Genomic DNA, 23,197 nt, shown 5'->3' on the forward strand with positions numbered 1-23,197 from the left:
AACAGCGGCAATTAACGATTGCTGCTGTTCTTTTTATGGGCGCTTACCATTTTGGAGATCCTCAATACTTAACCCGAAATCCATTTGAAAATGGGGGTAATCCTTAAAGCTTCTCCAATCTCCACCCCACTCAAATCCTAATGACTTTGCCATTTCGACAACTTCCGACCAATCACTTTTTGCATTGCCATTTCCGTCATAATCCATGTCCCAAATAACTTCCCCATTAAGATTCATAAGCGCAAAATCAATGGCGAGACCATAATTGTGATAAGATTCTCCGCCTTTTGCATTTGTGACAACATCACCAGATGCTGTCCTGCCTTGCGCATATAGCTTATCCTGTTCCTCTGAGCTTCTGAAATCTGCTGTTATAACTATATTAATACCTTTATCGGCAGCTAAGCTTATCAGCTCATCTCGTTTATTGGCAACCGTCTCATTTAGCTCTGTAGGCAACGGAGTATCCTGTTGTAGGTCGATTTTTTGCTCTTCTTTCCAATAAGCGATAACAAAAATAGATAATATTAAACAAACTAGAAGGAAGCTAGCAACATTCCTTCGCTTTCGTTTTGGTGTCTTCTTCAATGAATCTCTCCCTATTTCTTCTATAATATACTTGCAAAAGCCCGATCGGTAACTTTAACTTTTATTTATACATTTCTGAGGAAGCAAGTTTTTTCGCTTCAAAGTATAAAACCTGAATAAACTTTTTCGTATGGATTTTAACTTGTTTTGGTGATATGAATTCTTCATTACGAAGTTCCGTCATTTTACATCTTATCGTCGAAAAGTCAAAAAACTTTGTTGCGTAGTTTTCAAATTTTCCATTTGTTGACTCGCTCAAGCCAATGTTTGCCCAATGTGTTATTGATTGGTTGATGGCTCTTCTCACACGCTGTTCACTTGCTTTTGTTTCTCGATTCAATTCTAGAGATGAAGCTGTCTCTCCTAATCTCATGATGGAGAGCTTTTCAAAAAGCTCTTTCAATGAGGGAAAATGGAGATCAAACCCATCATTTATTTCATGTTCATACAAGTATTGCACCATTTCCAGCAGATCTTTACTGCCATTTTCTCCTATTATACCAAGTTCTGACAACAAAAACTCAGCAGATTCGACAATTTTCACCCCTGCTTGAGTAACACCATTGCTTTGTATGTCCTGCTTATGTGTGCCCATTAACCCATTTAGGGAGCGTCTGATATTATTTACGGTTTTTTCAAGTTGTATCGTTTGTATCACCTTATGGATAACGGCAACCAGTTCTTTTTTATTAATCGGTTTTGTTACATAATAGTCGATACCTTCCGTATATGCAGCACCAATTAGTTCTTTTGCTTCAACCTGGGAAAGCATGATTACCTTTCCTTTAAACTCACCATTCCAAGATTTTATTGTTTCAATACCATCACTGTCCGGCATCAGCAAATCCATGATGACGATATCAATATCATAAAAGCTTAGAACATTGCTTGTTACCTGACACCCTGTCTCAGCTTCACTAACTACCGTTCCTAGCTTTTCACCTTCGATGATATGCTTTAATACAGAACGAACCGCCCCATCATCATCCACTAAAAAAAATCTCATTATTATGCCCCTTTTTCCATTTTACTAAAAATTGATTAGAAATTTCAGCTGTCAGCACTTCTAACCAATAGCCCATATAAACGCTTAAATTGTATATTCCTTATTCCACTAGCACAAACTTATTACAAAGCAAGGAATCATTTAAGTCGCTTTTTATCAAAATAGTACTACAAATTTTCATTTTTTGGGTATTTTTTTATTTTTCACACAATTCAGAGGGTAGTTATTCTTGCATCCTGTTCATTATAACAGGGTATAAATAAAGGGCATGTGCTAAATATCACTTTCGTGATAAAAGCCCCATACCCATGTTACTTTTGAAAGCTTCTTTCTTTATTAGCAAAATGTCGGTAACGTGTGCAATGAAGCATGCTGATATAGAAAGGAGTTCTCATTAAATTAGAAGAATGATTTTGCGCCTAAATAACGGCTTTTCCAATAGGAATTACTCATATCCGTAATTGTAACACCTGTCGATGATCCTGCATGAATAAACTTATTATTCCCCATGTAAATACCTGCATGGGAAGGACCTGATGTTGTTTCATAAAATACAATATCTCCTACTTCTGGTTTAGCTACTACTGTTCCAGAACTCCACATTGTTGCAACAGTTCTTGAAATGGATAAGCCTACTTTGCTATAGGAATAATTAATAAATCCACTGCAGTCAAATCCAGCTGGTGTACTTCCGCCCCATACATATGGAACACCAATATACTTTTGTGCTTCTGCAATCAAAGCAGATGCTTGAGAAGATTTATTTTGCGTTGGTGCAGCAGTCGTACCACCTGAAGCAGGTGCTTTTACATTCAGGACTTGTCCAACGAAGATTGTATTAGTGGTCATTTTATTCCATGTCTTTAACTGGTCTACTGTAATGTTAAACTTTAATGAAATAGACCATAAAGAATCGCCGCTTACTACTTTGTAGGTTGCAGTAGTTGAAGCCGTAGTTGAAGTTGAAGCCGTGCTTTGTGAACCATTCGATGTAACAATCATCAACGATTGACCAACTTTAATTGTATCACTCGTTAAACTGTTCCATTCTTTAATTTTCGCAGTAGTTGTATTATAGGCTACCGCAATTTTCGACAAAGCATCTCCACTCTTGACTGTATAATGGATATGCGCAGGAAGCAATGTTAATTCTTGTCCTACCTTAATCACTGTATTACTCAATTTATTATACGCCGTAAGATTGGCAACTGAAATATTATTGGCAGCAGAAATCTTCGTTAATGTATCACCTGATTTTACAACGTACTTCTTCTCGTGAGCACTTGCAGTTGTCTGAAATCCGGCAAAAATAATCGTCGCTGTTGCACAAACAGTAAGCAGCTGTTTTTTCATGTAGTGGCATTCTCCTTTGTGTGTGTTGTACTGTCTCTGACTCTTATTCTAATAACTAGCTTACTAGATTCCTATGCATAAAAGCTGGATGATTTGGTCTATTTTTCCTTTTGAAAACCAAAAGACTTTATTCACGCATAAATACCTATTAAATACAGTAGAATTATCCTAGTTTTTTTCCATAACAATCATCTGTTTCCATATATAAGAATGGAAGCGACAAACAAAAAAAGTAATCCTTTTAAACACAATGGTCCAAAAGGATTACAATCTATTAAAATAAATGATGAAATTGAGTCGTACTGCCGTTTTGACCTGATATTACTTCTAATTGCACATCAATTCTTTCCTTTAATTCAGGAACATGTGAAATAATTCCGACCAATCTGCCTGTACTTTGTATTTCCATTAATGTTTCAATTGCTTGATCCAATGATTCAGGATCCAATGTACCAAAGCCTTCATCAATGAACATCGTTTCTAATGAAACTCCGCCGGCATATGACTGAACCACATCTGCTAAGCCTAATGCCAATGACAAGGCAGCTTTAAAGCTTTCTCCACCAGATAATGTTTTCACATGTCTTTCTTGGCCAGTATATTGGTCAAAGACAAGCAGCTCCAATCCACTTTGCACATTTCCCTTAGAGCGGTCTTTTTTTCTAATGAGCTTATATCTTCCACTTGTCATCTTCACAAGCCTGCTGTTAGCTTCCTGTAAAATATCATCTAAAAATGCTGCTAAGACATATCTTTCAAACGTCATTCTATACGTGTTTTGACCTCTAGTAATGTCGTATAAATGGCCAATAAGCTTATAGCTTTCCTCGAGCTCTTTCATATCACTGTTAATTTTCTTTACCTTAGCCATTATTTCTTTATTGTCCTTTTCCTTAATCAGGAGGTTCGTATGCTCCTGCTGCATAACAGCAATTTCTTCATCAAATACTTTTCTTTGTGCTAATAATGATTCCATATCTGGCGTCTTAACGTCTCGAAGTATTTCCTCTAAGTCACTAAATCGATCAGAAATAGACCGATATTGTTCTTTATATTGCTGAATGCTGTTTTGCAGTGCTTCAATTTCGCCAGCAGGAAGCTTTGCTTGATGAAATTGTCCATATGTGGCAAAGCCCTCACTTGTCATTTTTTCCAAGAAAATTTTCCGTTCTGTTTGCAGATTTGCAGCAATATCCGTATGCTGTTTTTCTAGGCTTTCCATTACACCAAGTTCCTTCTGCTGTTTCGTCTTTAGTTCTTGGAGTGCTGCCTGTGATTTGCTATACAATTCCTCCAACGTTGCAAATTTCGACTTGGATGCAGCGAACTCCCGTTTAAAGCTTTCAGTATGTCGGAGATTTTCTGGAACAGCATTCTTCTTCGTGTTAAGCGCTGATTCCAATTCTGTCTTTTTGAGAATTAAATGATGGCTTTCTTCTATTGCTTTTTCAAGTTGGCCATTGTTTGATTCAATTGCTTGTTGCAATTCAACTGTTGCTTTATCCAACCTTTCAAGCCTGCTCGCAGCCTCTCCAAGGCTTCGCTGTACCTGCTCAAGCTCCTCTACCTCACGAGCAACTACTTGCTTCATCTCAACAGCAGACCAATTGGCGGCATCTGCTCTTATGGATTGCAGCTCTTTACTGCCTAATTCCAGTTGTTCTGCTAAAAAGCTTATTTGCGAATTTATTTGAACTAATTCTGTTTCTGCAGCAGTCTTTTGCTTCTCAATGGTAGCTGCATCACCTTTAGCGCTTTTAATATCTTCCTGTGAGGGGATATTAACATTGTTACTGCTTGCAGGAGCTGGGTGATGTTTACTGCCGCAAACAGGACATGGTGCGTCTTGTTCCAGGCTTAAGGATAAATGGTAGGACTGTCCAGTAAACCAATCGTTTTCAAGCTTTTCCACTAAAGATTTTGCATCCTCAAATCGGGCAAGAATATTTGCTGAAAGTTCCTTTTTCTTACCAGCTATTTTTGTTTGTTCTGCTAATCTTGTTTCGATTGAAATCTGTTTATCCAGCTTTTCCAGCACATGCTTTTTATCTGCCAAAAGTCCCTTGTTTTCTAGTAAGGTGATTTTGCTGCTTTCAAGCTCCTGTCTGATTTCCTTATATCGCCGCAAATCCTTTTCGTGCTGCTCCTTGTTTTTCAAAATTGATTGCTTGTTTGCTTCCTGCTCCATTATTTGCGCAGAAGTTTTCGCAACAGCAGCCTCAAGCATGGCAAACTGTTCAACATCTTTTTGAATAGTTTTCAAAAAGGAAATATAGTCGGATAGCTCTTTTCTTTCAAGCTCCTTATCTGCTTCACGTTGAAAAGCCTTTTCAGCTTCTATCATGTTTTTCGCGATTTTTTCCAACATTGCAGCTATTTGCGTTTTTTCCTGCTCGCATTTGTCCAGCTGCTTCTTCAAGTGATGGCATATTTCCTCCTGCTGTGTGAGCATTGCCGCTTTTTGGGCGAGCAATGCTGCTTTTTCATTTGCATTCACCATTTCACGCTGTTCCTCAAGCCTATCCTTTTGCAGCTTCAGATCGTTCTTCAGCTTCATTTGCTTTAATACAGCCTCAGCCTCAAACACTTTATTATTAAGGTCATCTCGGTCCTTATTCTTTTTTTCAAGCTCTGCCTTTAACTCTTTTGTTTTTTGGGCCATCATCTCGATTTCTTTTTTAAGCAAAGGCAAAAGAACAACATCGTTATCATTTCCTTCTATTATCAGGCTGTAAAGCTCCTCGACAAATACACTGGAGATATTGGCTAAAGCAGATTTTCTCATCAACAGCTGCTGTTCCACATTTCTCTTCAGCTCTGATGATTTGTCCTTAAGCTTATCTTCCATGTATTTATATATTTCTGTGTGGAAGAGCTTCTGGAGAATTGCTTCCTTCTCCTTACTGTCAGAAGTCAAAAGCTTTCTAAATTCACCTTGGGGAATCATAAGAATTTGCCTAAATTGATTACTGTCTATTTGCATAATCTCTTTAATTTTTTCTTCCACTTCTCTTATCGAGGAAGCGATGTTTTTTAATTCTCCGTTTCCATCATAAACATACAGCTCTGCTTTCGCACCGATTGTAGTGAAACCATCGCCTCTTTCTTTCTTTTTGTCTTGCTGCGGCGATCTTGTAATTAGATAGCGCTTGTCTCTTAACTTGAAATCAAGACTAACCTCTGTTAATAAGGAATCTGCCGCAAACTGACTTCTCAGCTCAGGTCCATTTCTGTCTTCTCCACTTGCTTTTCCATATATCGCATAGCTGATTCCATCAAAAATCGTCGTTTTACCTGCTCCTGTTTTACCAGAAATCACAAACATTGTCCGAGTTCCTAGCTTTGTAAAATCAATTGTTTCTGTCTTAGCATATGGGCCAAATGCTTGCATCGTTAATTTCAGCGGTCTCATTTTAATGCCTCCTCCCTTCTGACTTTGTCGATAACATTACTAATTATTGTTCGTTTTTCCTCTGTGAAATCAGCAGTTGTCATTTCCTCATAAAAGGACATAAATAAATCCAATTCTGTTTTGCGCTTATGATCTTTTTCTTCTAAGGAAGTTTTTTTCTTCTTATCGATATTTTCCAGTTTCCGTTCCAGATGCAGCACATTCGGATAAACCTGTCTCAGCTTCTGTATAGGATCAAGAATTGCACCCTCATCTAATATCGTAACTTTCAAATAGTCGTCTATTTTTTGCTTGTTATAAAATGCTGGATCCAGTAACTCGTCCATATATCCCTCAAGCTCTCTCATATCCTTTTTTGGTGTAAAGGAATGATATCGCTCCGAGAAAGACCCTTTTTCATCTACTTCAATAATCGATACTGATTTTCGTTGCTTTGCTTCTGAGAAGGAATATTTCATTAATGAGCCAGAATACTTTACGGTAGGATGATTTATAGCATCAGGACTATGAAGATGACCTAAAGCGGTATAAGCAAAAGGTGCAAATAATTCTGCTCCTACACAGCCTGAACCTCCAACAGACAGGACTCTTTCGGAGTCAGATGTTTTTCCTCCAAGAACAAAACTATGTCCGATTAAAATATTGGGCTCATTCACACTGAGCTTATCTTCTATTTTGCCAACAATTGCTTTCATCGCATCATGATGACTAACGATGGATGAATCGCCAAGAAATTCTCTCACCGTTACTGGCTCACAATAAGGAACTAAATAAAAGTTAACACCATTCATATTAATTGGCGTAAGACTGTTTTCTATTTTTCCATTTAAGTAAAATTTATTTTGTTTATACCATGAGCTTCCGAATGACAGTCTTTCTGCACTGTCGTGATTCCCTGATACAGCAAGGACTGGAATATTCATTTCTACATTGATGGTATAAAGTATTTCATCAAGCAAGTTCACTGCATCTGTTGGCGGAATGGAGCGGTCATATAAATCTCCGGCAATGATAACAGCATCTGGCTGTTCTGTTTTTACAAGTTCTACGAATTGATTAAGCATATATCTTTGGTCCTCTGTCATATAAAGACCATGTACTAGCTTTCCAAGATGCCAATCTGCGGTATGAATAAATTTCAAATCTATCACCTCAAAAAATAAAATATATATATATTAAGTCTATTATTTCAACAAAAGCATTGAGACTATTTATCATTATAGCAAACTATTATGTATAGAATGGAGTTTAGTTTTGATGATTCCAAAAAACGCCAAAAGGGGATACCTATTTAATAGGTATCCCCTTTTTATTTATGTTGGTCGATTATTTTTTAACGACATTAGAAGCTTGTGGGCCACGAGCGCCTTCAACAACTTCGAATTCAACTTCTTGTCCTTCTTCTAAAGACTTGAAGCCTTCTGTTTGAATTGCAGAATAATGTACAAATACATCATTTCCGCCTTCTTGCTCGATAAATCCAAATCCTTTTTCTGCGTTAAACCATTTTACTTTACCGTTGTTCATGAAAATATCCTCCTATAAGCTAAAAAAAGCTTTACTTAAAATTACCATTTTATACCGCATTCTTATTACGATTGCCAATCTTTAAAACTATGAAAAGAGGCAGTAACACTTAAATACGTTAACTAACGGTTAATGTAAATTTAACATTTTTAGTTATTATTGTCAATAGAAAACCCTTTCATTTTTCAGATAATTAGTTTTATATATTTTATCCCTTCATTCTATCTGGCAAACTATCAATTGATAGAATCATCTGATCTAGCCTGGTTTCAATCCGATATAACAGATACAAGCATACGACGATTGGAAACCCTGCTTCGCTGATAAATGATAACCATTCAGCCATATTATTACTCCTTTTTAGTTTTTTCAGCTACTTATTAATAAAAGGGACAGCAGAGAAAAACTGTCCCCCCTTCTGCTTATAGTTCATATTCTGTTACATTTCGTTCAATTACACGCACACCCTTAGCAGCAATTAAATCACCATTAGCAGTTGTCAAAACATCTGCAGCAATGATTGTGTCCATAGCTGTTTTCATCGTTTCCATGTCAATTGGCTCTAAAGGCTCTCCAAACGTTAGTTTGGATTGTTTTCCGTTTGCAGCAATAAAGGTTAATTCCAGTGTTTTCGTCATTTAGTCCACCTCCTATTTATTTAACTAAGATTATCTCGTAATATCATAGCTTTCATGCTTTGTCACAGAATGAACAGGATATTTCACGATTGATTCAATGGAATCTGCAGCTTGAATAATTTGGTCTGGAGCAGCTGTTGCCTTGACTAGATTAAAGGTTTTACTGATAAGCTGCGGGTCTCCATTTTCCTTCACACCATTTTGAAAATATAGCTTAATGCTAGTCTCCTTCAATAATGATTGGGCCATTTCCCATCACCTCCTTTCCCCTTCTATATAGAAAAGAAAAGAGATAATGGACAGGTAAACACGAAAGGAAAAGAAAATATATATTAAAATACACTCTTACTTTAGGTATGCGAACATACGTATGAAAGCACTATTTCATAGAATATAGTATTAAAGGATCTAACGGAGGGAAGCAACATGGAATTGGAATTATTGAAGGCATATATTAATGAAAATTATTATATTTTTATACCAGTTCTATGGGTGATAGGATATGCGCTAAAACAAACACCTCTGATACCAAACTGGCTTATTATCTGGATTTTGCTGGTATTTTCCATTATTCTCGGTACTTGGATCACTGGTTTTCACCTATCAACTATTATTAACGGCATTTTAGTTACAGGAGTCGCGGTATTAGGACATCAAATGATGGCGCATATGCCTTTTAAAAAATAATAATTATTTTTAAAGAAAAAGAAGCCTTGTGCTTATTAGGAAACCTTTAAGCAGCACAAGCCTTCTTTTTTATATTATTCATGGTTATAAAACAAGGGTTATGGTAACCTTCCTTTTCGATAAAACACTATCTCTGAAAGCTGTTTTTGCTTAGCTTACATACCCCTTTTATTTAATTGCTTTGCTAACCTTCATCTTCTTCCCTTTAATCGTTGCATTTTCCATTGCTTGGAGGACTAATGATCCTTTACCATTTAAAATATCAACATAAGACATATTATCGTGAATCGTAATTATGCCAATGTCATCAACCGTAACGCCAGGTATTTTCGCAATAGTTCCAACAAAATCTACTGGGCGAATTTTCTTCTTTTTCCCGCCATTAAAATGGAGTTTAATAATATCTTGATTGATTCTTGCAGTTTTATTATTCTTTACCACTCGGCGGCCACTGATTTTTTCATCAAAAGCGGCTTGCCCGCTGGCAACTGCCTGTTTTGTTGGTGGTTCCATTTCAGTCAACTCAAAGCCAATATAATTTTGGATTGCTTTAAGGAATTTCCCCTCATATGGCGTTGTAAACGAAATGGCTTTCCCTTTTTTACCGGCACGCCCAGTTCTGCCTGATCTATGGACATAGCTCTCTCTTTCCATAGGGATGTCGTAATTAACAACTAGCGTTACATTATCAACATCAATTCCTCTAGCCGCTACATCTGTTGCGACAAGATAGCGGAAGTTCCCCATTTTGAAGCCATCCATTACCGCAAACCGATCTTCTTGCTCTAAGCCGCCATGAATTTTTTCACAGGAATAATTTGCTCTTTCCAATTCTGAGAAAACAGTATCAACGTGCTCCTTTGTGTTGCAGAAAATAATACAGCTATCCGGATTTTCAATAACAGTTACGTCTTTGAGTAAGGATAGTTTTTCTTCTTGCTTTACTTCTATTTTATAGTGATCTATTGTGCTAGTTGTTACCTCATTTGAAGCGATTTCGATGTTAACAGGGTCTTTCATATATTTATGACAGAGGCCTTCCACATCCTTAGGCAATGTCGCAGAAAATACCATTGTCACTCTATTTGTAGGGAGTTCCTCCATAATTGCTTCCACTTCATCAATAAAGCCCATATTTAGCATTTCATCTGTTTCATCAATAACAAGATACTTTATCTCGTCTAATACTAATGTTCCTCTTTCAATATGATCCATAACACGTCCAGGTGTTCCGACAACTACATGTGTTTTTTGCTTCAATTCTTCTTTTTGTTTGGCAAACGGTTCTTTTCCGTAAACTGCCATTGCTTTTATTCGTTTAAATCTTCCAATATTAGTAATATCCTCACGAACTTGAGCTGCTAGCTCCCTTGTTGGTGTTAGAATTAAAGCTTGTGGCTTTTTTTCTTCCCATTTAACCATTTCACAAATAGGGATACCAAAGGAAGCTGTTTTCCCACTGCCTGTTTGAGACTTCACTACTAAGTCATGGTCTTCTAAAGCAAGTGGAATTACTTTGTTTTGAACTTCTGTAGGGTTCTCATATTTAAGTACAGAAAGTGCTCTTTTTATTTCATCACTTAATTGATAGTTCTCAAAGCTTATATTACCCATAAAAAAAACCTCATTCTTTAAATTATTCGATATATATATAGGATTCTCTTTAACAAATAGGTTATGCAAATATACATATCCTTTTATTATACTTGAAAGAAGGGTGAAAAAGCTGCTATTTCCATTTTAAAAATAATACGATTTAATTTCTTTTGTTTTTTACCATATATGGTTAAACACTGAAACAAAAAACAAAGAATCTAGTTAAACAGAAAGCACCAAATAAAAAAACTGAACTAATCGATAATATAGTTCAGTTTCATCCTAAATTAGTTCGTTTCAACCTCTTATGTTGGTTATTTATTAAGCGTAGCTTTTTTGTAATAATTGGTCATACTCTTCCCAAAACTCTATGTACATTTGTTTATCATAGTCATCATTGAAAGCTTTTGCCGGTGAAGTCTCAAAGAGTTGTTTTGCGTGAGAACGCAAACTGGAGTATTTGTTGTTTATAATACTCGCACCTCATTTATCAGCTATTCTCTACCGATAATTATTATGTGTCGGGTTAAACACATCTTCATGTGTATATCTTACTAATGAGAAGTTATCGACGTTGTAATGACCATGTAATGTTTCGTTATGATGAAGAATTATTTGCTCAGCCGTCAGAACTGCTGAATCAGATGTGGAATGTCCGTCACCAACTAGCGTTACATCAAAGTGATTTACCGTTGCTGTTCTTACAGCCGCATCCACACAATGCTCTGTCTTACAGCCCATCATTATTATATGCTCCACCTTGTTTTCATTTAAAGATTGCAGTAACGGAGTATCATAAAAAGGGTTTGTAGCTTTTTTATCAAAAAGCAGGAAGTCGACAGGTAAATGAATATCTGTATGTATTTGAAAGCCTGGACCTTCTCCACCTGCAGTATCCAAGTCTCTAATAAAAATAATTAATGCATTGGCATCAATAGCCTTGTTTATCACCGTATTAATATTATTGATAAGTAATTCTTTTTCCAGTACACCTTTCTCTAAAATAGATCCGTCTATTAATTCTTGTTGGGCATCAATAATAAGTAATGCTTGGTTCAAAATAATTCTCCCCCTTTAAAGGAATATATACTATTATTTTACAATATTTATCTTTAACCTTACAAATTCTGTTAATATATAAAAAAGAAAACTATGCACATGCCTTATAACTTTTATAGTAGCTGTATTTATTGTTTTATGAGGCAGCTATTAAGCAAGAGGATAATATTGGGGAGCTCCCTATTTATTGTAAATTAGCAGCGGTTATTTTATGGTTACCTAAAAAAATCCAAGAGCGAAGAATTGCTTTTTCCTTTGTATTGTATGCTTTGTGGTTTTCTTTCATTTTTCATTTTATGGTTTTTCACATTGTTCGCCTTTACCATAGCCATTCTATTTTTCATTATTGATGAGATATTAAAATATTACGACAGAAAAGATAGAAGGAGGTAGGTATGCTCTAAACATCAAAAAAACCTTATCCATCCTAGGATAAGGTTTTAGCTTGTTTTTAATTGTGCAGCTAGTTTTTTATAATTAAGCAGCATCGCTATTCTCCATGGTACGATCATGGAAAAGGCAAGTATCCAGAACATACCGCTTAGTGCACCGACATCAATGGAGCTGCTTAATATTATTTTGGCAACGATTCGTACTGCAAGTAATCCAAATAAAATAAAAACAAATGCTTTTGATCTTTTTAAATAAATATCATTCTCTTTTATCTCAAAGCTTGATGTTTTAATCAGCAAGATGGAGAACAACATTCCAATAATGCAGGATTCTAGTATTTCCGTTTTCGTAACTGCAAATACTGGGAATAGAAACATCAGTGCCCCAGTGCTCATCATGACTGGCGGCAAAATGATTTTTTTTGCTGATACTGGTTTTTTGGCTGACTTCATCCGGACAAACATAAAAAACGTCCCCATAAATACAGCTATAATTGATGAAATAATGACTGATGCCATTGCTCATCTCTCCTTTTATCTAAAGCAGTTTGAAACTGCTGATGATCATTTTATCCTATTCTATATTAACAAAGTTTATCTATTTTTAAAAGAAATAAAAAACGGATATGATTTACATCATACCCAAAACTCTTAAACATTAGCTCAATACTCTATTAATAGCTTCTAATACCCTATTTTCATCAAATGGTTTTACAATAAAATCTTTAGCGCCTGCTTCAATTGCTTCGACTACCATTTTTTGCTGCCCCATTGCTGAACACATGACGACTTTAGCATTTGGAAATTCTTTTTTAATTTCCTTCACTGCTTCGAGTCCGCTCATTTCTGGCATAGTAATGTCCATTGTGACAAGATCCGGGTCTAATTCTCTATAAAGACGAATAGCCTCTAGCCCGTTTTCTCCCTCTCCAACCACTTCATGGTTTGCTTTGCTTAGTATGTTAAAGAGTGTTAATCTCATAAATTTTGCATCGTCTACAATTAATATTCTTGCCATAGCTGTTCCTCCTCAACAAAAAACGGACAAAATACTTTATCACCTATTTAAATGCACCTTAAACAATATAACGAAACTTCCTGATCTTTTCAATCACTATTTTGTTTAGTTCAGTGATGCAATTACTTACCTATTATTATACAGGAAAGTAAAAAATTTAAAAGCCTCTGAAGCCGCCAAAGATTGGCGAAAGCACTCGAATTATGACATTTAGCCCATTAAAATACAAAATAATTCCCATAATTATCATAAAAACTCCTCCAATTCTCATAAATGACCTGCTGTAGCGTCTAATGAGTGGAGTGCTGCCAATGAAGAAGGATAGCAACAAGAATGGGATGGCAAATCCTAAAATATATGCTGACATATAGAGAATACTAGATGCTGGATTTGTGCTTGCTAAATATAAAACTGCTCCTATTATTGGTCCAGAACATGGTGTCCAGCCAGCAGCAAAACTGATCCCGATTAAAAAAGAACCGAAAAAACCTGCAGGTCTTTCCCTAAAGGAGATTCTCCGTTCCTTCATTAAAAATTTCGGGCGAATAATCTCTAAGATTATAAGACCAAAAAGGATAATAATAATAGAGCCTGCTTTCCTTAAAAATTCCATATACTCCCCGAAAAGCGTCCCTATTAACGAGGTACTGAATGCCAAGGCAAAAAATATCGTAGAAAATCCTAATAGGAAAAAAATTGTATGCAAAAGGCTATTTTTATGACGTAAAACAGCATTATTTTTTATACTGTCAACAGACATTCCTGTTATATAGGAGAGAAATGCCGGATATAGCGGCAGACAGCATGGTGAAAGAAAGCTTAAAAACCCCGCCCCTAATGATATGAACAAATTTATATCACTCATCTTATCCCTCCTCCTAACTCCATCCATATACTATATGACAAGCATTCTGTATTATGATATCTTTGCTTTTTTTGCATTTAATTCCAAAAGTCGTTATAATTAAGTTATAGACATGCATAGTAATCAATATTTTTTAATAAACCGTTAAAAAATAGATGCTACTTTTGATGCCTAGATCCGCCGGCATATAAACAATCAACCTTTAAGTGCGACGAATCAGAAAGCTAGAAAGGACATATACCATGTCAAATCAACAGTTGATTTTACTAATAGAACAAAAAAGAGAAACCTTATTAGAAGTCGCAAAATTACATGGTTTTGCTTCTCCAATTGTGATAAAGTGCAGTCAAGAACTTGACGTACTAATAAATAAACTAATGGAGGATTCCCCTAAACAAAAGGAAACCGCCAATTAATAAATCCCCTTCCTAATATAGAAAGGGGATTTATTATTAACTTAGGGAATATTTCAGTAAGATTATTCCCCCGGCAATCGCATAATACGACAAAATACTTTACTATTTTTATAAAAAAACGGATTGAAGAAAATATATAAAAATAAGACATCCATATGGATGTCTTTCTCTATTTATAAAGCGTTTTCAACAACTTTATAAACAATACTTTTTCTGATCACCAATCGCTTGTAATTCTCTCTCTTTCATTCGGTGCTTCTTCAACAGAAAAACTTAAAACTTTATCAAAATTAAAGTACTCGCCTGAAACCGAGTCTTGAATCCATTGATTCTTCAAAATAAAACCAGTGGCATTACTTAAATGATTATGTCTAATTATTAAGCTTCTTCTTTCATTATCCCCATAAGTAAAATAAACAATATATTCTTTCATATCGTTGAATACACCTCCTATACTATAACTATTCGGCAATATAACAAACAATTCCTTCTTAATAACGAACAAATCATTAAATTTATTCGATTTAGTGTACGGACGATTTATCAATTAATTAGTCTAAAAGAAGAACTAGAATTACTCAGGCGGGTGCTTGCATCAGATAAAAAAAAGGAATGGTTAATACTCTCCTAGTATATCTTTTAAAGCAAAAAAACCACTTCTTCTAATGGTTTGCTCATTAGAAGAGGTGGTTTTTAAATTGTTTCAATGATAGTTAAACCAAATCAAAGCTTTCTTTGAAGTAAGTTACAATCTATCTTAATGAAAATGATGAATCTCAAACACAAATCAAATACAAGTGGTTAAAACCCTAATAAATTATCGGGTTTTAAGCGCTTTTATTTGCCTTGTTGTTTGTTCATAGCAGCCATCATTTGATTGATTTTCTTTTGGGATGGTTTCATTCCCATTTGCATCATCATCATTTTAAGCATTTGCTCATTAATTGGCGGGTTGTTCTTCAAGTAAGTCATCATGTATCTACGTGCGATGAAGAACCCAATAGCTAGTCCAGCAATCAATGCCAAAACACCAATTAGAATATAAAGCCATAGCATAATTTCTTTTCCTCCTTCATGTTGTCTATTACTTAGTGTACTAGACCAAAGAATATTATACAATATTTGTCCGTTAATTTCTCATGTTCATATCAAATTTCTTTCTTTTATTGGCTTTAGCCATCCAAATCGTGCATTTTCGATGTCTATCGCCAAAAAGGACGGTTCGTTTTTCCTTAATATTTCAAAGAAAATTGACTCAGCATCATAATACCCTTCTGCTTCAATTATTATATATTTCGACGATAAGCTCAACTGGGCACTGCTTAAGTTTCCATTTTCTATGTAATAAGTATGGTTGTCCCGCTGCTTAAAGCTTTTATTTTTCTGCAAATCATTAAAAAGCAGCTTTTGAATTTTCCAAACTGATATAGGAAGTGTGATAAAGTCTATTTGTTTTTCTGTCTCCACTTTAAGCAAGGAATCGTCTGTTTTAGTATGCTCAGAAAATAATTTGTAAAACATTCTTTCTTTCCCATGATAATCTGCAGCAATATCCTCTTTTATTAAATACAAATAATATTTTCTCATACTCTTTACACACCCGCCTATTTGCATCTTTTCTTCTATTATAAGGAAGCAAATGTACAAGTTGTGTCTCAAGCTGTTAAAAAAACAGACTAGTTTTGTCGAATCCTTCATTTATTGGAATATTGTTAAGCAATCAAAAAGAGAAGAGCCGTCAGCTCTTCTCTTATATGGCAGAAATTAGTTGTTATCCAATACAGCTTTCAAGCGTGCAACTACATTGCTTACTGTGAAGCCATACTCTTCCAAAATTTTGTTTCCTGGTGCAGAAGCGCCGAAAGTATCAATTCCTAATACTTCACCTTCATCTCCAGCATATCGATGCCATCCAAGTGAGCTACCCATCTCAAGTGCAAGACGTTTTTTCACTGATTTTGGAATGACGCTGTTTTTGTATTCAGCTGACTGTTGCTCAAAGCGATCCCATGATGGCATGCTGACAACTGATACAGAGATTCCTTCTGTTTCTAATGCTTTTTGTGCTTCAACTGCTAGACCAACCTCTGAGCCAGCTGCTAAAAGAAGTGCATCAGGAGTTTCTTTGCTTGCAGGTGAGATTACATATGCACCTTTAGAAACGCCTTCGTATGCGTTCGTGTCAGTTCCTTTAATAGTTGGCAAGTTTTGACGAGTCAAAACTAATGCTGTTGGTTTGTCAGTAGATTCTAAAGAAAGCTTCCAAGCTGCAGCTGTCTCATTTCCGTCTGCTGGACGGATTACAGAAAGATTTGGCATTGCACGTAATCCAGCAAGCTGTTCAACAGGCTCATGTGTAGGACCATCCTCACCAACCGCAATGCTGTCATGTGTAAATACATACGTTACAGGCAATCCCATAATTGCAGCAAGTCTGATTGCTGGTTTCAGGTAATCAGAGAATACGAAGAAAGTTCCTCCAAATATTCTTAAACCGCCATGTAGTGCAATACCGTTCATTGCAGCACCCATTGCGAATTCCCTTACACCGAACCAGATGTTTCTACCTTCATAGTTTTCAGGAGTAAAGTCTTTCTCGCCTTTAATCATTGTGTTGTTGCTTCCTGCCAAGTCAGCAGAACCGCCAATGAATGAAGGAAGGTTTTTAGCGATACCGTTTAGCACTTCACCAGAAGATGCACGGCTTGCAAGGCTTTTGCCTTCTTCATAAACAGGAATATCTTTATCCCAGCCTTCTGGCAGCTCGTCAGAAATTGCAAGCTTGAATTGCTTAGCAAGTTCAGGGTATTCGTTTTCATACTGTGCAAGAAGATCTGTCCATTCTTGTTCTTTCTTCGCTCCATTATCAGCAATTGTTGCTTTGAAATGCTCATAAACCTCTTCAGGAACATAGAAATCTTCTTCGAAAGTCCATTTGTATGCTTCTTTCGTAAGTTTGATTTCATCTGCACCAAGTGGAGCACCATGTGAAGCAGATTTACCGGATTTGTTTGGTGAACCGTATCCGATAACTGTTTTTACTTCAATAAGTGTTGGATGGTTTTCGTCTGATTTTGCTTCCTCTAAAGCAGAAGTCAATGCTTGCAGATCGTTTCCATCTTCTACACGTAAGTATTGCCAACCGTATGACTTAAAGCGTTGCTCAACACTTTCAGAGAAGGACTTGTCCAAATCTCCGTCTAATGAGATATCATTAGAATCATAAAGAACAACTAATCTGCCAAGCTTTAAGTGTGCTGCTAGTGAAGCTGCTTCTGCAGAAACACCTTCCATTAAATCGCCATCACCGCAAATGCCGTATGTAAAGTGATCTACTACTTGATAAGAATCTCTGTTATAAGTAGCTGCTAAATGTCTTTCAGCCAATGCCATACCAACAGCCATAGCGATACCTTGACCAAGTGGTCCAGTCGTTGCATCAACACCAGCTGTATGCTTGTACTCAGGATGGCCAGGTGTTTTACTTCCCCATTGGCGGAATTGCTTCAAGTCTTCGATTGATAAATCATAACCGGATAAATGCAGCAAGCTGTATAGCAATGCAGAACCGTGTCCTGCAGAAAGAACAAAACGATCGCGGTTAAACCAAGTTGGATTTTTTGGATTATGGTTCATGAAAGAAGTCCATAATTTATATGCCATTGGAGCTGCACCCATTGGCATTCCTGGATGGCCGGAATTAGCTTTTTCGATACTATCAATCGCTAATGTGCGAATTGAACTAATAGATAAGTTATCAATTGTTTCTGTCATTCACTAACATCCTCTCATTTATAAATCGTACATACTTATAATAAATGTCTCGGCTTTATAACACAACTCATTAGATTATAAGATGTCTGACTTTTATAGTATAAACCCATTTTGAACAAAAAAAAATACCGCTATCATTATTTAATGCACTATTCTTTCCAATTTTCCTATTATAGCTTATCCAATTTCACTAAAAATGCTTAAAAATTTATATAAATAAAAGTAATATTTTTGCTTCCAAGTTATTTCCACCTTAAATATCAGCCTATATCTCACTATCAAGTTTAGCTTTTATACTAGTTCAAATTCATTCATAGCAGTATCTAAATCCAGTCTTTATGTCAAACCTGCAAATGTATTCATACTAAATTTCTTACAGCAAATTTCTATATAAAAAAATCATGGCAATTCATTTGCCATGATTTTTTAATGAAGCTTTTTCTTTTCTTGAATGTCCTTAATTTTTTGAGGAGTTACATCGTCTCCATTAGGATCATATATCTTAACATTTTCAAGTGTGTTTAGCATGGAAGACCGGAATGACTTTAAATATTCTGCACGTAATTTTGTTTGTTCTTTTGCTTCCGTTTCCGTTAAACCTTGTTCTTTTTTCTTCTTTGCTAATTCATTTATACGATTAAGCTGTTCATTTGTTATCATTGTTATTCTCCTTTTCCACCCATTTTTTTAATACTACCGTGTTTATATGGGACAGAATCTATCTTATCATGAAGTAACTATTATAACATAAACGCTCATGCTTTACATTTTATTCGTCTTCCATGGAAGCAACTTCATTTTCCTCCATGTATTCCTTATATCTGCGATGGACAGTCGCTTTAGAAAACTCATAACCTAACCCACGAAGTGTTGATGCTATCTCTGAAAAAGTTAAACCATTTTGTTTTAGCTTCACTACTTCTTCAACAGGAACCTCCAATCGACTTCTACCAGAGTGGACGCCTTGGTTCTTTAAGTTTTCTGCAGGATTATAGCCTTTTTCAATTGCTCTGTTCATCCCTCTTTTTATCTTAATATTATGTATTTTCCTTTGATATTCTTCAACTAGACTAACGATTTGCAATACCATTGAGTCAGCATCTGACAAGAGAAGCTCACCAGAATGGGATATGCTATAAAGCTTTACATTTTCTCTAAGAATACAATGAAGTATTGCTATTTTCGCATTCCCTCTGCCAAGCCTGGTTTCATCCTGTATTAATACAGCTGAAATATGTTTTTCTTTTATCACTTCAAGAAGCTCTAAAAGTCCATCTCTCTCCAAGTCAAAACCGCTCGCTTGCTCTTTAATGATATGACATACCCGAAAACCTTTGTCTTTTGCCAATTGCAGGAGTTCTTCTTCTTGTCTTACAAGTGAGGTTGCCTGCTCCTCTTTATCTGTTGATACCCTGCAATATATTACTACGTCCATTTCATAACCACCATATACTATTATCTGACAAGAGGCTTGTCTCTGTCATAAATATTAACATAAAAATTTCTTAACCGCTTTTAGTCTGCCGCAAGCATTGTGTTCTGTCTTTCCATCAGCACAGGTATTACGAGCTCCTGTCCTGTTTGAATTTGATTGCGGGAAATATCATTATGCTTTTCGACCCAACTCATGAATTCTTCTTTTGGCATGTTGTATAAATTTTCGTATTGATTGGAAATTTTCCATAAAGAATCTCCTTGGCTAACAGTGACTTTTATGTATTTTTGTGTATCCTCATGACCTGATTTTAAAGCAATCACAAAGCATGTCATGAAGCTTAATATTATTAGAATGATAGAATATGAATGTTTTCTCCAAATTTTTTCGACCATTGTGAACCACCCTTTATTTAGAATATACGTTCGCTTATATTCGCATTTTAATACGAACAGATGTTTCGTGTCAACAAAAAAATCAGAACTTATGTTTGTATCACTAATTATTCCATGGTATACTAGCTTTAAGAAAATATAGTCGAGGTGCATACAATGCAAAAGCTATCTAAAAGACAACTAGATATATTGGAATACATAAAAGAAGAAGTCCGCCTCAAAGGCTATCCGCCATCTGTAAGAGAAATAGCGGAAGCTGTTGGACTTGCGTCCAGCTCCACTGTTCATGGGCACTTGGCCAGGCTTGAAAGCAAAGGCTTAATTAGAAGAGACCCAACAAAACCACGGGCGATTGAAATACTAGATTTGGAAGAAAACAGTATACCAAAATACAACATTATTAATGTTCCTGTTGTCGGTAAAGTTACTGCAGGTTTGCCGATTACTGCCATTGAAAATGTGGAAGAGTATTTTCCGCTACCTGAAAGGCTTGCTCCAAGTGATGAACAAGTATTCATGCTTGAAATAATGGGAGAAAGTATGATTGAAGCCGGGATCCTTGATGGTGACTACGTTATCGTAAGACAACAAAATTCCGCTAACAATGGCGATATCGTTGTTGCAATGACAGAAGATGATGAAGCGACAGTCAAGCGGTTCTTCAAAGAAAGAGATTCCATTCGTTTACAGCCTGAAAATTCCACAATGGAGCCAATTATCCTGCGCCATGTAAGCATACTAGGAAAAGTTATTGGTGTTTACCGTCATATACAATAAAAAAAACTGTCGATTCTACAATCGACAGTTTTTTTTTTCTGATTAAGTCTTGCTCTTAATAGCGTTTAGCTTGATAAATTCAGGGTAAATTTATACTAACAAAATAATAAAAGGTGATGCAATGCATGATTTAGAGTACAGGATGTTCATTAACGAGCTGCAGCATCTGAACAGCGAATATTTATACTGTGAAAACCCTAAGATTAAAAAGATGATACTATCTGATATCCTTCTGTTGCTATCTGTCCTTCCTGCATATTTGCAGTAAGTTAACAGATCCTCTCGACCATTTCCCACGTACAAATAATAAAAAAGATGAATCCATTCTAAAGATATTAGGTTTGCCAATAAAAAACAAAAATGGTGTACCTTCGTGTACAGGGGAAAAAATAAAATATTATAGGCGACAGTCCTTTACTTCAAAAATGTAAATGGATTGTCGCCTATTTCATTGTATTACTGTTTGAAATCATAGAGATTGAGCATTTTTCTAAAGAAGCTATCTAATGCAAGCGTGATTTCTCTCTCATTAGATATACTAATAGACATGCCCTGACCAATACTCTGAAGCTGCACTAATTCAGCATCTATATATTTTCTGAGATTATTTAATTCAAGCTCTTGATTCTTCCTGCTCATTTTTTCCTTTATCAAAAGGTTTACTTCTATAAGTAGTTCTGCAGGAATATCAGCATCTTCTAGCAGCAGTTGGATATCATTTGGCGGCATTTGGTTCCACTGGTGAATCCAGTTGCACGCAAGAATGGATTTCAAGGTGTAATAATAAATTTTGGGATTTTTTTGTTTACGATCATATGCTAGCCAATTTTTTTTCGCGAGCTGCAAATGATGATAAAACGCAGTTTTAGCATTAAAAGAAGATTTATATAATTGCAGTAGCTCTTGAGCAAAATCCGGCACTTCCTGATAAACAATCTTTGACTGCAGCCACTCTGATATTGAAATATTTGATTTCCGTAAAAGCCTTAAAGCCTTGGCAAGCTCCCAGCCGCTAATATCAAGCTTGTCTTCCTGCAATTCTATTGTGTCTTTCTTCTGATCGAGTGACAAATACCAATCCTTTTCATGCATATAGATGAATCGGACATCATAATCACTATTAGGAGTCGATACACCTTGTGAACGGCTGCCGGCTTCTATTGCATATAGAATTTTAACAGTGTGGCTGCGTTCAATCTCCTCTAGTTTAGATATAATCACATCGTTCATATGTCTTGCCATCCTTTGCAGACATCCACCCACGCTTTTCCGTTTCCATATTCATATAATTCCTCACATGTAAGCTCTATTGCTGAATTGCTGCTGCCGCATGCAGGGAAAACAGTTACAAATCGCTTTAATGATTCATCAAGATAAACGTTCATCTCTGTCGTCAATCCAAATGGGCAAACCCCGCCAACCATATGGCCGGTTTTCGCATATACTTCCTCTGCTGAAAGCATGCGCGGCTTTTCTTCAAATATCGTTTTAAATTTCTTATTATCTATTTTAGCGTCTCCTGCCGTGACAATCAGAACTCCTTCCTCACCCTTGCGGAATGACAATGTTTTTGCGATTCTTGCAGGTTCCACCTGTAAAGTTTCCGCTGCCTCGAGGACCGTCGCACTTGATGTTGCAAATCCCATGATGTCTTTTTCCTTTTCCCATTTGGCAAAGTGTGTAACGACATTTTCTAATGACATATTAAGCCTCCAAAATATTTTCATTTATCAATAAATTCAAATATACCATCCTCTCCCCCTTTTTTTCAAACAACAAACTTATATAATAAAAAAAGGCGCAGCATACTTCAGCTCCGGCCTTTGCCTATTTCTTTATAATTTTATGTATTATAGATATTGCTGTTGGCTCATAAAAGCAGTGGAGTTCAAATCTGTCTATATTGGGTTGATTATACCAGTTTTGCGTAAAATCTCCAGGCTGACGAAGATACTAAAGACTAAAATTTCGCCGGACAAATTCTTTCACCCTTTAACTCTCCTGACAAGTTTGCACTAGCCCTTTGATAAAAATTCCTCTTTGTCGTTGCCTCAGATGCATGTGGTTGGAAGACCATTTCAGGAATTGTGCGCAAACCTTTGAAACCAGAGCAATTAGATCTTATTCTGTTGTTTCTAACATTGACATCCCTTGTTTCCCTTCTCCTTCTGCTTATGAACAATGCAGTCTCTCCAACAAATCCAAATTTGCTGATGTTGCTTTTTACCACCGCCAAGGCACACCTCCTATATTTTGTCC

General features: G+C 36.0%; 26 protein-coding genes and 1 pseudogene. 3 read left to right on the forward strand and 24 right to left on the reverse strand.

The genetic code is table 11. The annotated features are described in order from the left end of the window. Window positions 1-33 precede the first annotated feature (33 nt). The 9 genes from EM808_RS23290 to EM808_RS23330 all read right to left on the reverse strand — a co-directional run bounded on the left by EM808_RS23290 (window position 34) and on the right by EM808_RS23330 (window position 8,773). Window positions 34-588, reverse strand: coding sequence for a M15 family metallopeptidase (locus tag EM808_RS23290; protein WP_205685893.1), 555 nt, complete (start codon window positions 586-588; stop codon window positions 34-36). 61 nt (window positions 589-649) lie between these two features. After that, window positions 650-1,594 carry a response regulator gene (locus EM808_RS23295; RefSeq protein WP_127741317.1) on the reverse strand — a complete coding sequence of 315 codons (945 nt, stop codon included), beginning with the start codon at window positions 1,592-1,594 and terminating at the stop codon, window positions 650-652. A gap of 399 nt (window positions 1,595-1,993) precedes the next feature. Further along, window positions 1,994-2,947, reverse strand: a complete 954-nt coding sequence (locus tag EM808_RS23300; RefSeq protein ID WP_127741319.1) for a C40 family peptidase — start codon at window positions 2,945-2,947, stop codon at window positions 1,994-1,996. A 274-nt stretch (window positions 2,948-3,221) separates the two neighbouring features. Beyond that, the gene (locus EM808_RS23305) at window positions 3,222-6,359 is read right to left on the reverse strand and encodes an AAA family ATPase (protein WP_127741321.1); all 3,138 of its coding nucleotides are present in this window, start codon (window positions 6,357-6,359) and stop codon (window positions 3,222-3,224) included. Next, window positions 6,356-7,501, reverse strand: a complete 1,146-nt coding sequence (locus tag EM808_RS23310; RefSeq protein WP_127741323.1) for an exonuclease SbcCD subunit D — start codon at window positions 7,499-7,501, stop codon at window positions 6,356-6,358. The genes EM808_RS23305 and EM808_RS23310 overlap by 4 nt, the downstream gene beginning before the upstream one ends. A gap of 184 nt (window positions 7,502-7,685) precedes the next feature. After that, window positions 7,686-7,886, reverse strand: a complete 201-nt coding sequence (gene cspD / locus EM808_RS23315; protein WP_127741325.1) for a cold-shock protein CspD — start codon at window positions 7,884-7,886, stop codon at window positions 7,686-7,688. Between the two features lie 208 nt (window positions 7,887-8,094). Next, window positions 8,095-8,232 (reverse strand): YvrJ family protein, encoded by a 138-nt coding sequence (locus EM808_RS23320; protein ID WP_127741327.1) that lies wholly within the window; start codon window positions 8,230-8,232, stop codon window positions 8,095-8,097. 76 nt (window positions 8,233-8,308) lie between these two features. Continuing rightward, the gene (locus EM808_RS23325) at window positions 8,309-8,524 is read right to left on the reverse strand and encodes a DUF2922 domain-containing protein (protein WP_127741329.1); all 216 of its coding nucleotides are present in this window, start codon (window positions 8,522-8,524) and stop codon (window positions 8,309-8,311) included. 30 nt (window positions 8,525-8,554) lie between these two features. After that, complete coding sequence (locus tag EM808_RS23330) at window positions 8,555-8,773, reverse strand: DUF1659 domain-containing protein (RefSeq protein WP_127741331.1); 219 nt, start codon at window positions 8,771-8,773, stop codon at window positions 8,555-8,557. A gap of 177 nt (window positions 8,774-8,950) precedes the next feature. Between EM808_RS23330 and EM808_RS23335 the strand changes: the two genes are divergently transcribed. Further along, complete coding sequence (locus EM808_RS23335; RefSeq protein ID WP_225314779.1) at window positions 8,951-9,211, forward strand: phage holin family protein; 261 nt, start codon at window positions 8,951-8,953, stop codon at window positions 9,209-9,211. Window positions 9,212-9,379: 168 nt separating this feature from the next. Here EM808_RS23335 and EM808_RS23340 read toward each other — a convergent pair whose 3' ends face one another. The 5 genes from EM808_RS23340 to EM808_RS23360 form a co-directional block, all read right to left on the reverse strand. After that, a complete protein-coding gene (locus tag EM808_RS23340) occupies window positions 9,380-10,825 on the reverse strand; it encodes a DEAD/DEAH box helicase (protein WP_127741333.1) in 1,446 nt (481 codons plus the stop codon). A 483-nt stretch (window positions 10,826-11,308) separates the two neighbouring features. Beyond that, complete coding sequence (locus EM808_RS23345; protein WP_127741335.1) at window positions 11,309-11,866, reverse strand: isochorismatase family protein; 558 nt, start codon at window positions 11,864-11,866, stop codon at window positions 11,309-11,311. A gap of 440 nt (window positions 11,867-12,306) precedes the next feature. Then, window positions 12,307-12,777, reverse strand: a complete 471-nt coding sequence (locus EM808_RS23350; protein ID WP_127741337.1) for a CcdC family protein — start codon at window positions 12,775-12,777, stop codon at window positions 12,307-12,309. 139 nt (window positions 12,778-12,916) lie between these two features. After that, window positions 12,917-13,276 (reverse strand): response regulator, encoded by a 360-nt coding sequence (locus EM808_RS23355; RefSeq protein WP_127741339.1) that lies wholly within the window; start codon window positions 13,274-13,276, stop codon window positions 12,917-12,919. Between the two features lie 157 nt (window positions 13,277-13,433). Next, entirely contained in the window at window positions 13,434-14,141 is a 708-nt protein-coding gene (locus EM808_RS23360) for a cytochrome c biogenesis protein CcdA (protein ID WP_127741341.1), read from the reverse strand. Between the two features lie 242 nt (window positions 14,142-14,383). Between EM808_RS23360 and EM808_RS23365 the strand changes: the two genes are divergently transcribed. Beyond that, a complete protein-coding gene (locus EM808_RS23365; protein WP_127741343.1) occupies window positions 14,384-14,557 on the forward strand; it encodes an aspartyl-phosphate phosphatase Spo0E family protein in 174 nt (57 codons plus the stop codon). 217 nt (window positions 14,558-14,774) lie between these two features. Here the strand turns inward: EM808_RS23365 and EM808_RS23370 are convergent, their stop codons facing one another. The 7 genes from EM808_RS23370 to yneA form a co-directional block, all read right to left on the reverse strand. After that, window positions 14,775-14,990: a hypothetical protein gene (locus tag EM808_RS23370; RefSeq protein WP_127741345.1), complete on the reverse strand. Its 216-nt coding sequence runs from the start codon at window positions 14,988-14,990 to the stop codon at window positions 14,775-14,777. Between the two features lie 404 nt (window positions 14,991-15,394). Next, window positions 15,395-15,613, reverse strand: a complete 219-nt coding sequence (locus EM808_RS23375; protein ID WP_127741347.1) for a YneF family protein — start codon at window positions 15,611-15,613, stop codon at window positions 15,395-15,397. Between the two features lie 87 nt (window positions 15,614-15,700). Next, window positions 15,701-16,144 carry a sporulation inhibitor of replication protein SirA gene (gene sirA, locus EM808_RS23380; protein WP_127741349.1) on the reverse strand — a complete coding sequence of 148 codons (444 nt, stop codon included), beginning with the start codon at window positions 16,142-16,144 and terminating at the stop codon, window positions 15,701-15,703. Between the two features lie 177 nt (window positions 16,145-16,321). Continuing rightward, the gene (tkt, locus tag EM808_RS23385; protein ID WP_127741352.1) at window positions 16,322-18,331 is read right to left on the reverse strand and encodes a transketolase; all 2,010 of its coding nucleotides are present in this window, start codon (window positions 18,329-18,331) and stop codon (window positions 16,322-16,324) included. Between the two features lie 426 nt (window positions 18,332-18,757). Continuing rightward, window positions 18,758-18,991 carry a DUF896 domain-containing protein gene (locus EM808_RS23390; protein WP_127741354.1) on the reverse strand — a complete coding sequence of 78 codons (234 nt, stop codon included), beginning with the start codon at window positions 18,989-18,991 and terminating at the stop codon, window positions 18,758-18,760. Between the two features lie 109 nt (window positions 18,992-19,100). Next, window positions 19,101-19,766 (reverse strand): YneB family resolvase-like protein, encoded by a 666-nt coding sequence (locus EM808_RS23395; RefSeq protein WP_127741356.1) that lies wholly within the window; start codon window positions 19,764-19,766, stop codon window positions 19,101-19,103. Between the two features lie 80 nt (window positions 19,767-19,846). Continuing rightward, window positions 19,847-20,161 (reverse strand): cell division suppressor protein YneA, encoded by a 315-nt coding sequence (gene yneA / locus EM808_RS23400; RefSeq protein WP_164849761.1) that lies wholly within the window; start codon window positions 20,159-20,161, stop codon window positions 19,847-19,849. Window positions 20,162-20,317: 156 nt separating this feature from the next. Between yneA and lexA the strand changes: the two genes are divergently transcribed. Then, window positions 20,318-20,938: a transcriptional repressor LexA gene (gene lexA / locus EM808_RS23405; protein ID WP_127741360.1), complete on the forward strand. Its 621-nt coding sequence runs from the start codon at window positions 20,318-20,320 to the stop codon at window positions 20,936-20,938. A 456-nt stretch (window positions 20,939-21,394) separates the two neighbouring features. Here lexA and EM808_RS23410 read toward each other — a convergent pair whose 3' ends face one another. The 3 genes and pseudogenes from EM808_RS23410 to EM808_RS23420 form a co-directional block, all read right to left on the reverse strand. After that, a complete protein-coding gene (locus tag EM808_RS23410; RefSeq protein ID WP_164849762.1) occupies window positions 21,395-22,168 on the reverse strand; it encodes a nucleotidyltransferase domain-containing protein in 774 nt (257 codons plus the stop codon). Next, a complete protein-coding gene (locus EM808_RS23415) occupies window positions 22,165-22,641 on the reverse strand; it encodes a YbaK/EbsC family protein (RefSeq protein ID WP_127741364.1) in 477 nt (158 codons plus the stop codon). Before EM808_RS23415 ends, EM808_RS23410 begins: the two co-directional genes overlap by 4 nt. Window positions 22,642-22,765: 124 nt before the next feature. Then, window positions 22,766-23,143, reverse strand: a pseudogene (locus EM808_RS23420) (cell wall hydrolase). Window positions 23,144-23,197 lie beyond the last annotated feature (54 nt).

This window comes from Niallia taxi (assembly GCF_004005475.1).
GTDB lineage: Bacteria > Bacillota > Bacilli > Bacillales > Cytobacillaceae > Niallia > Niallia taxi.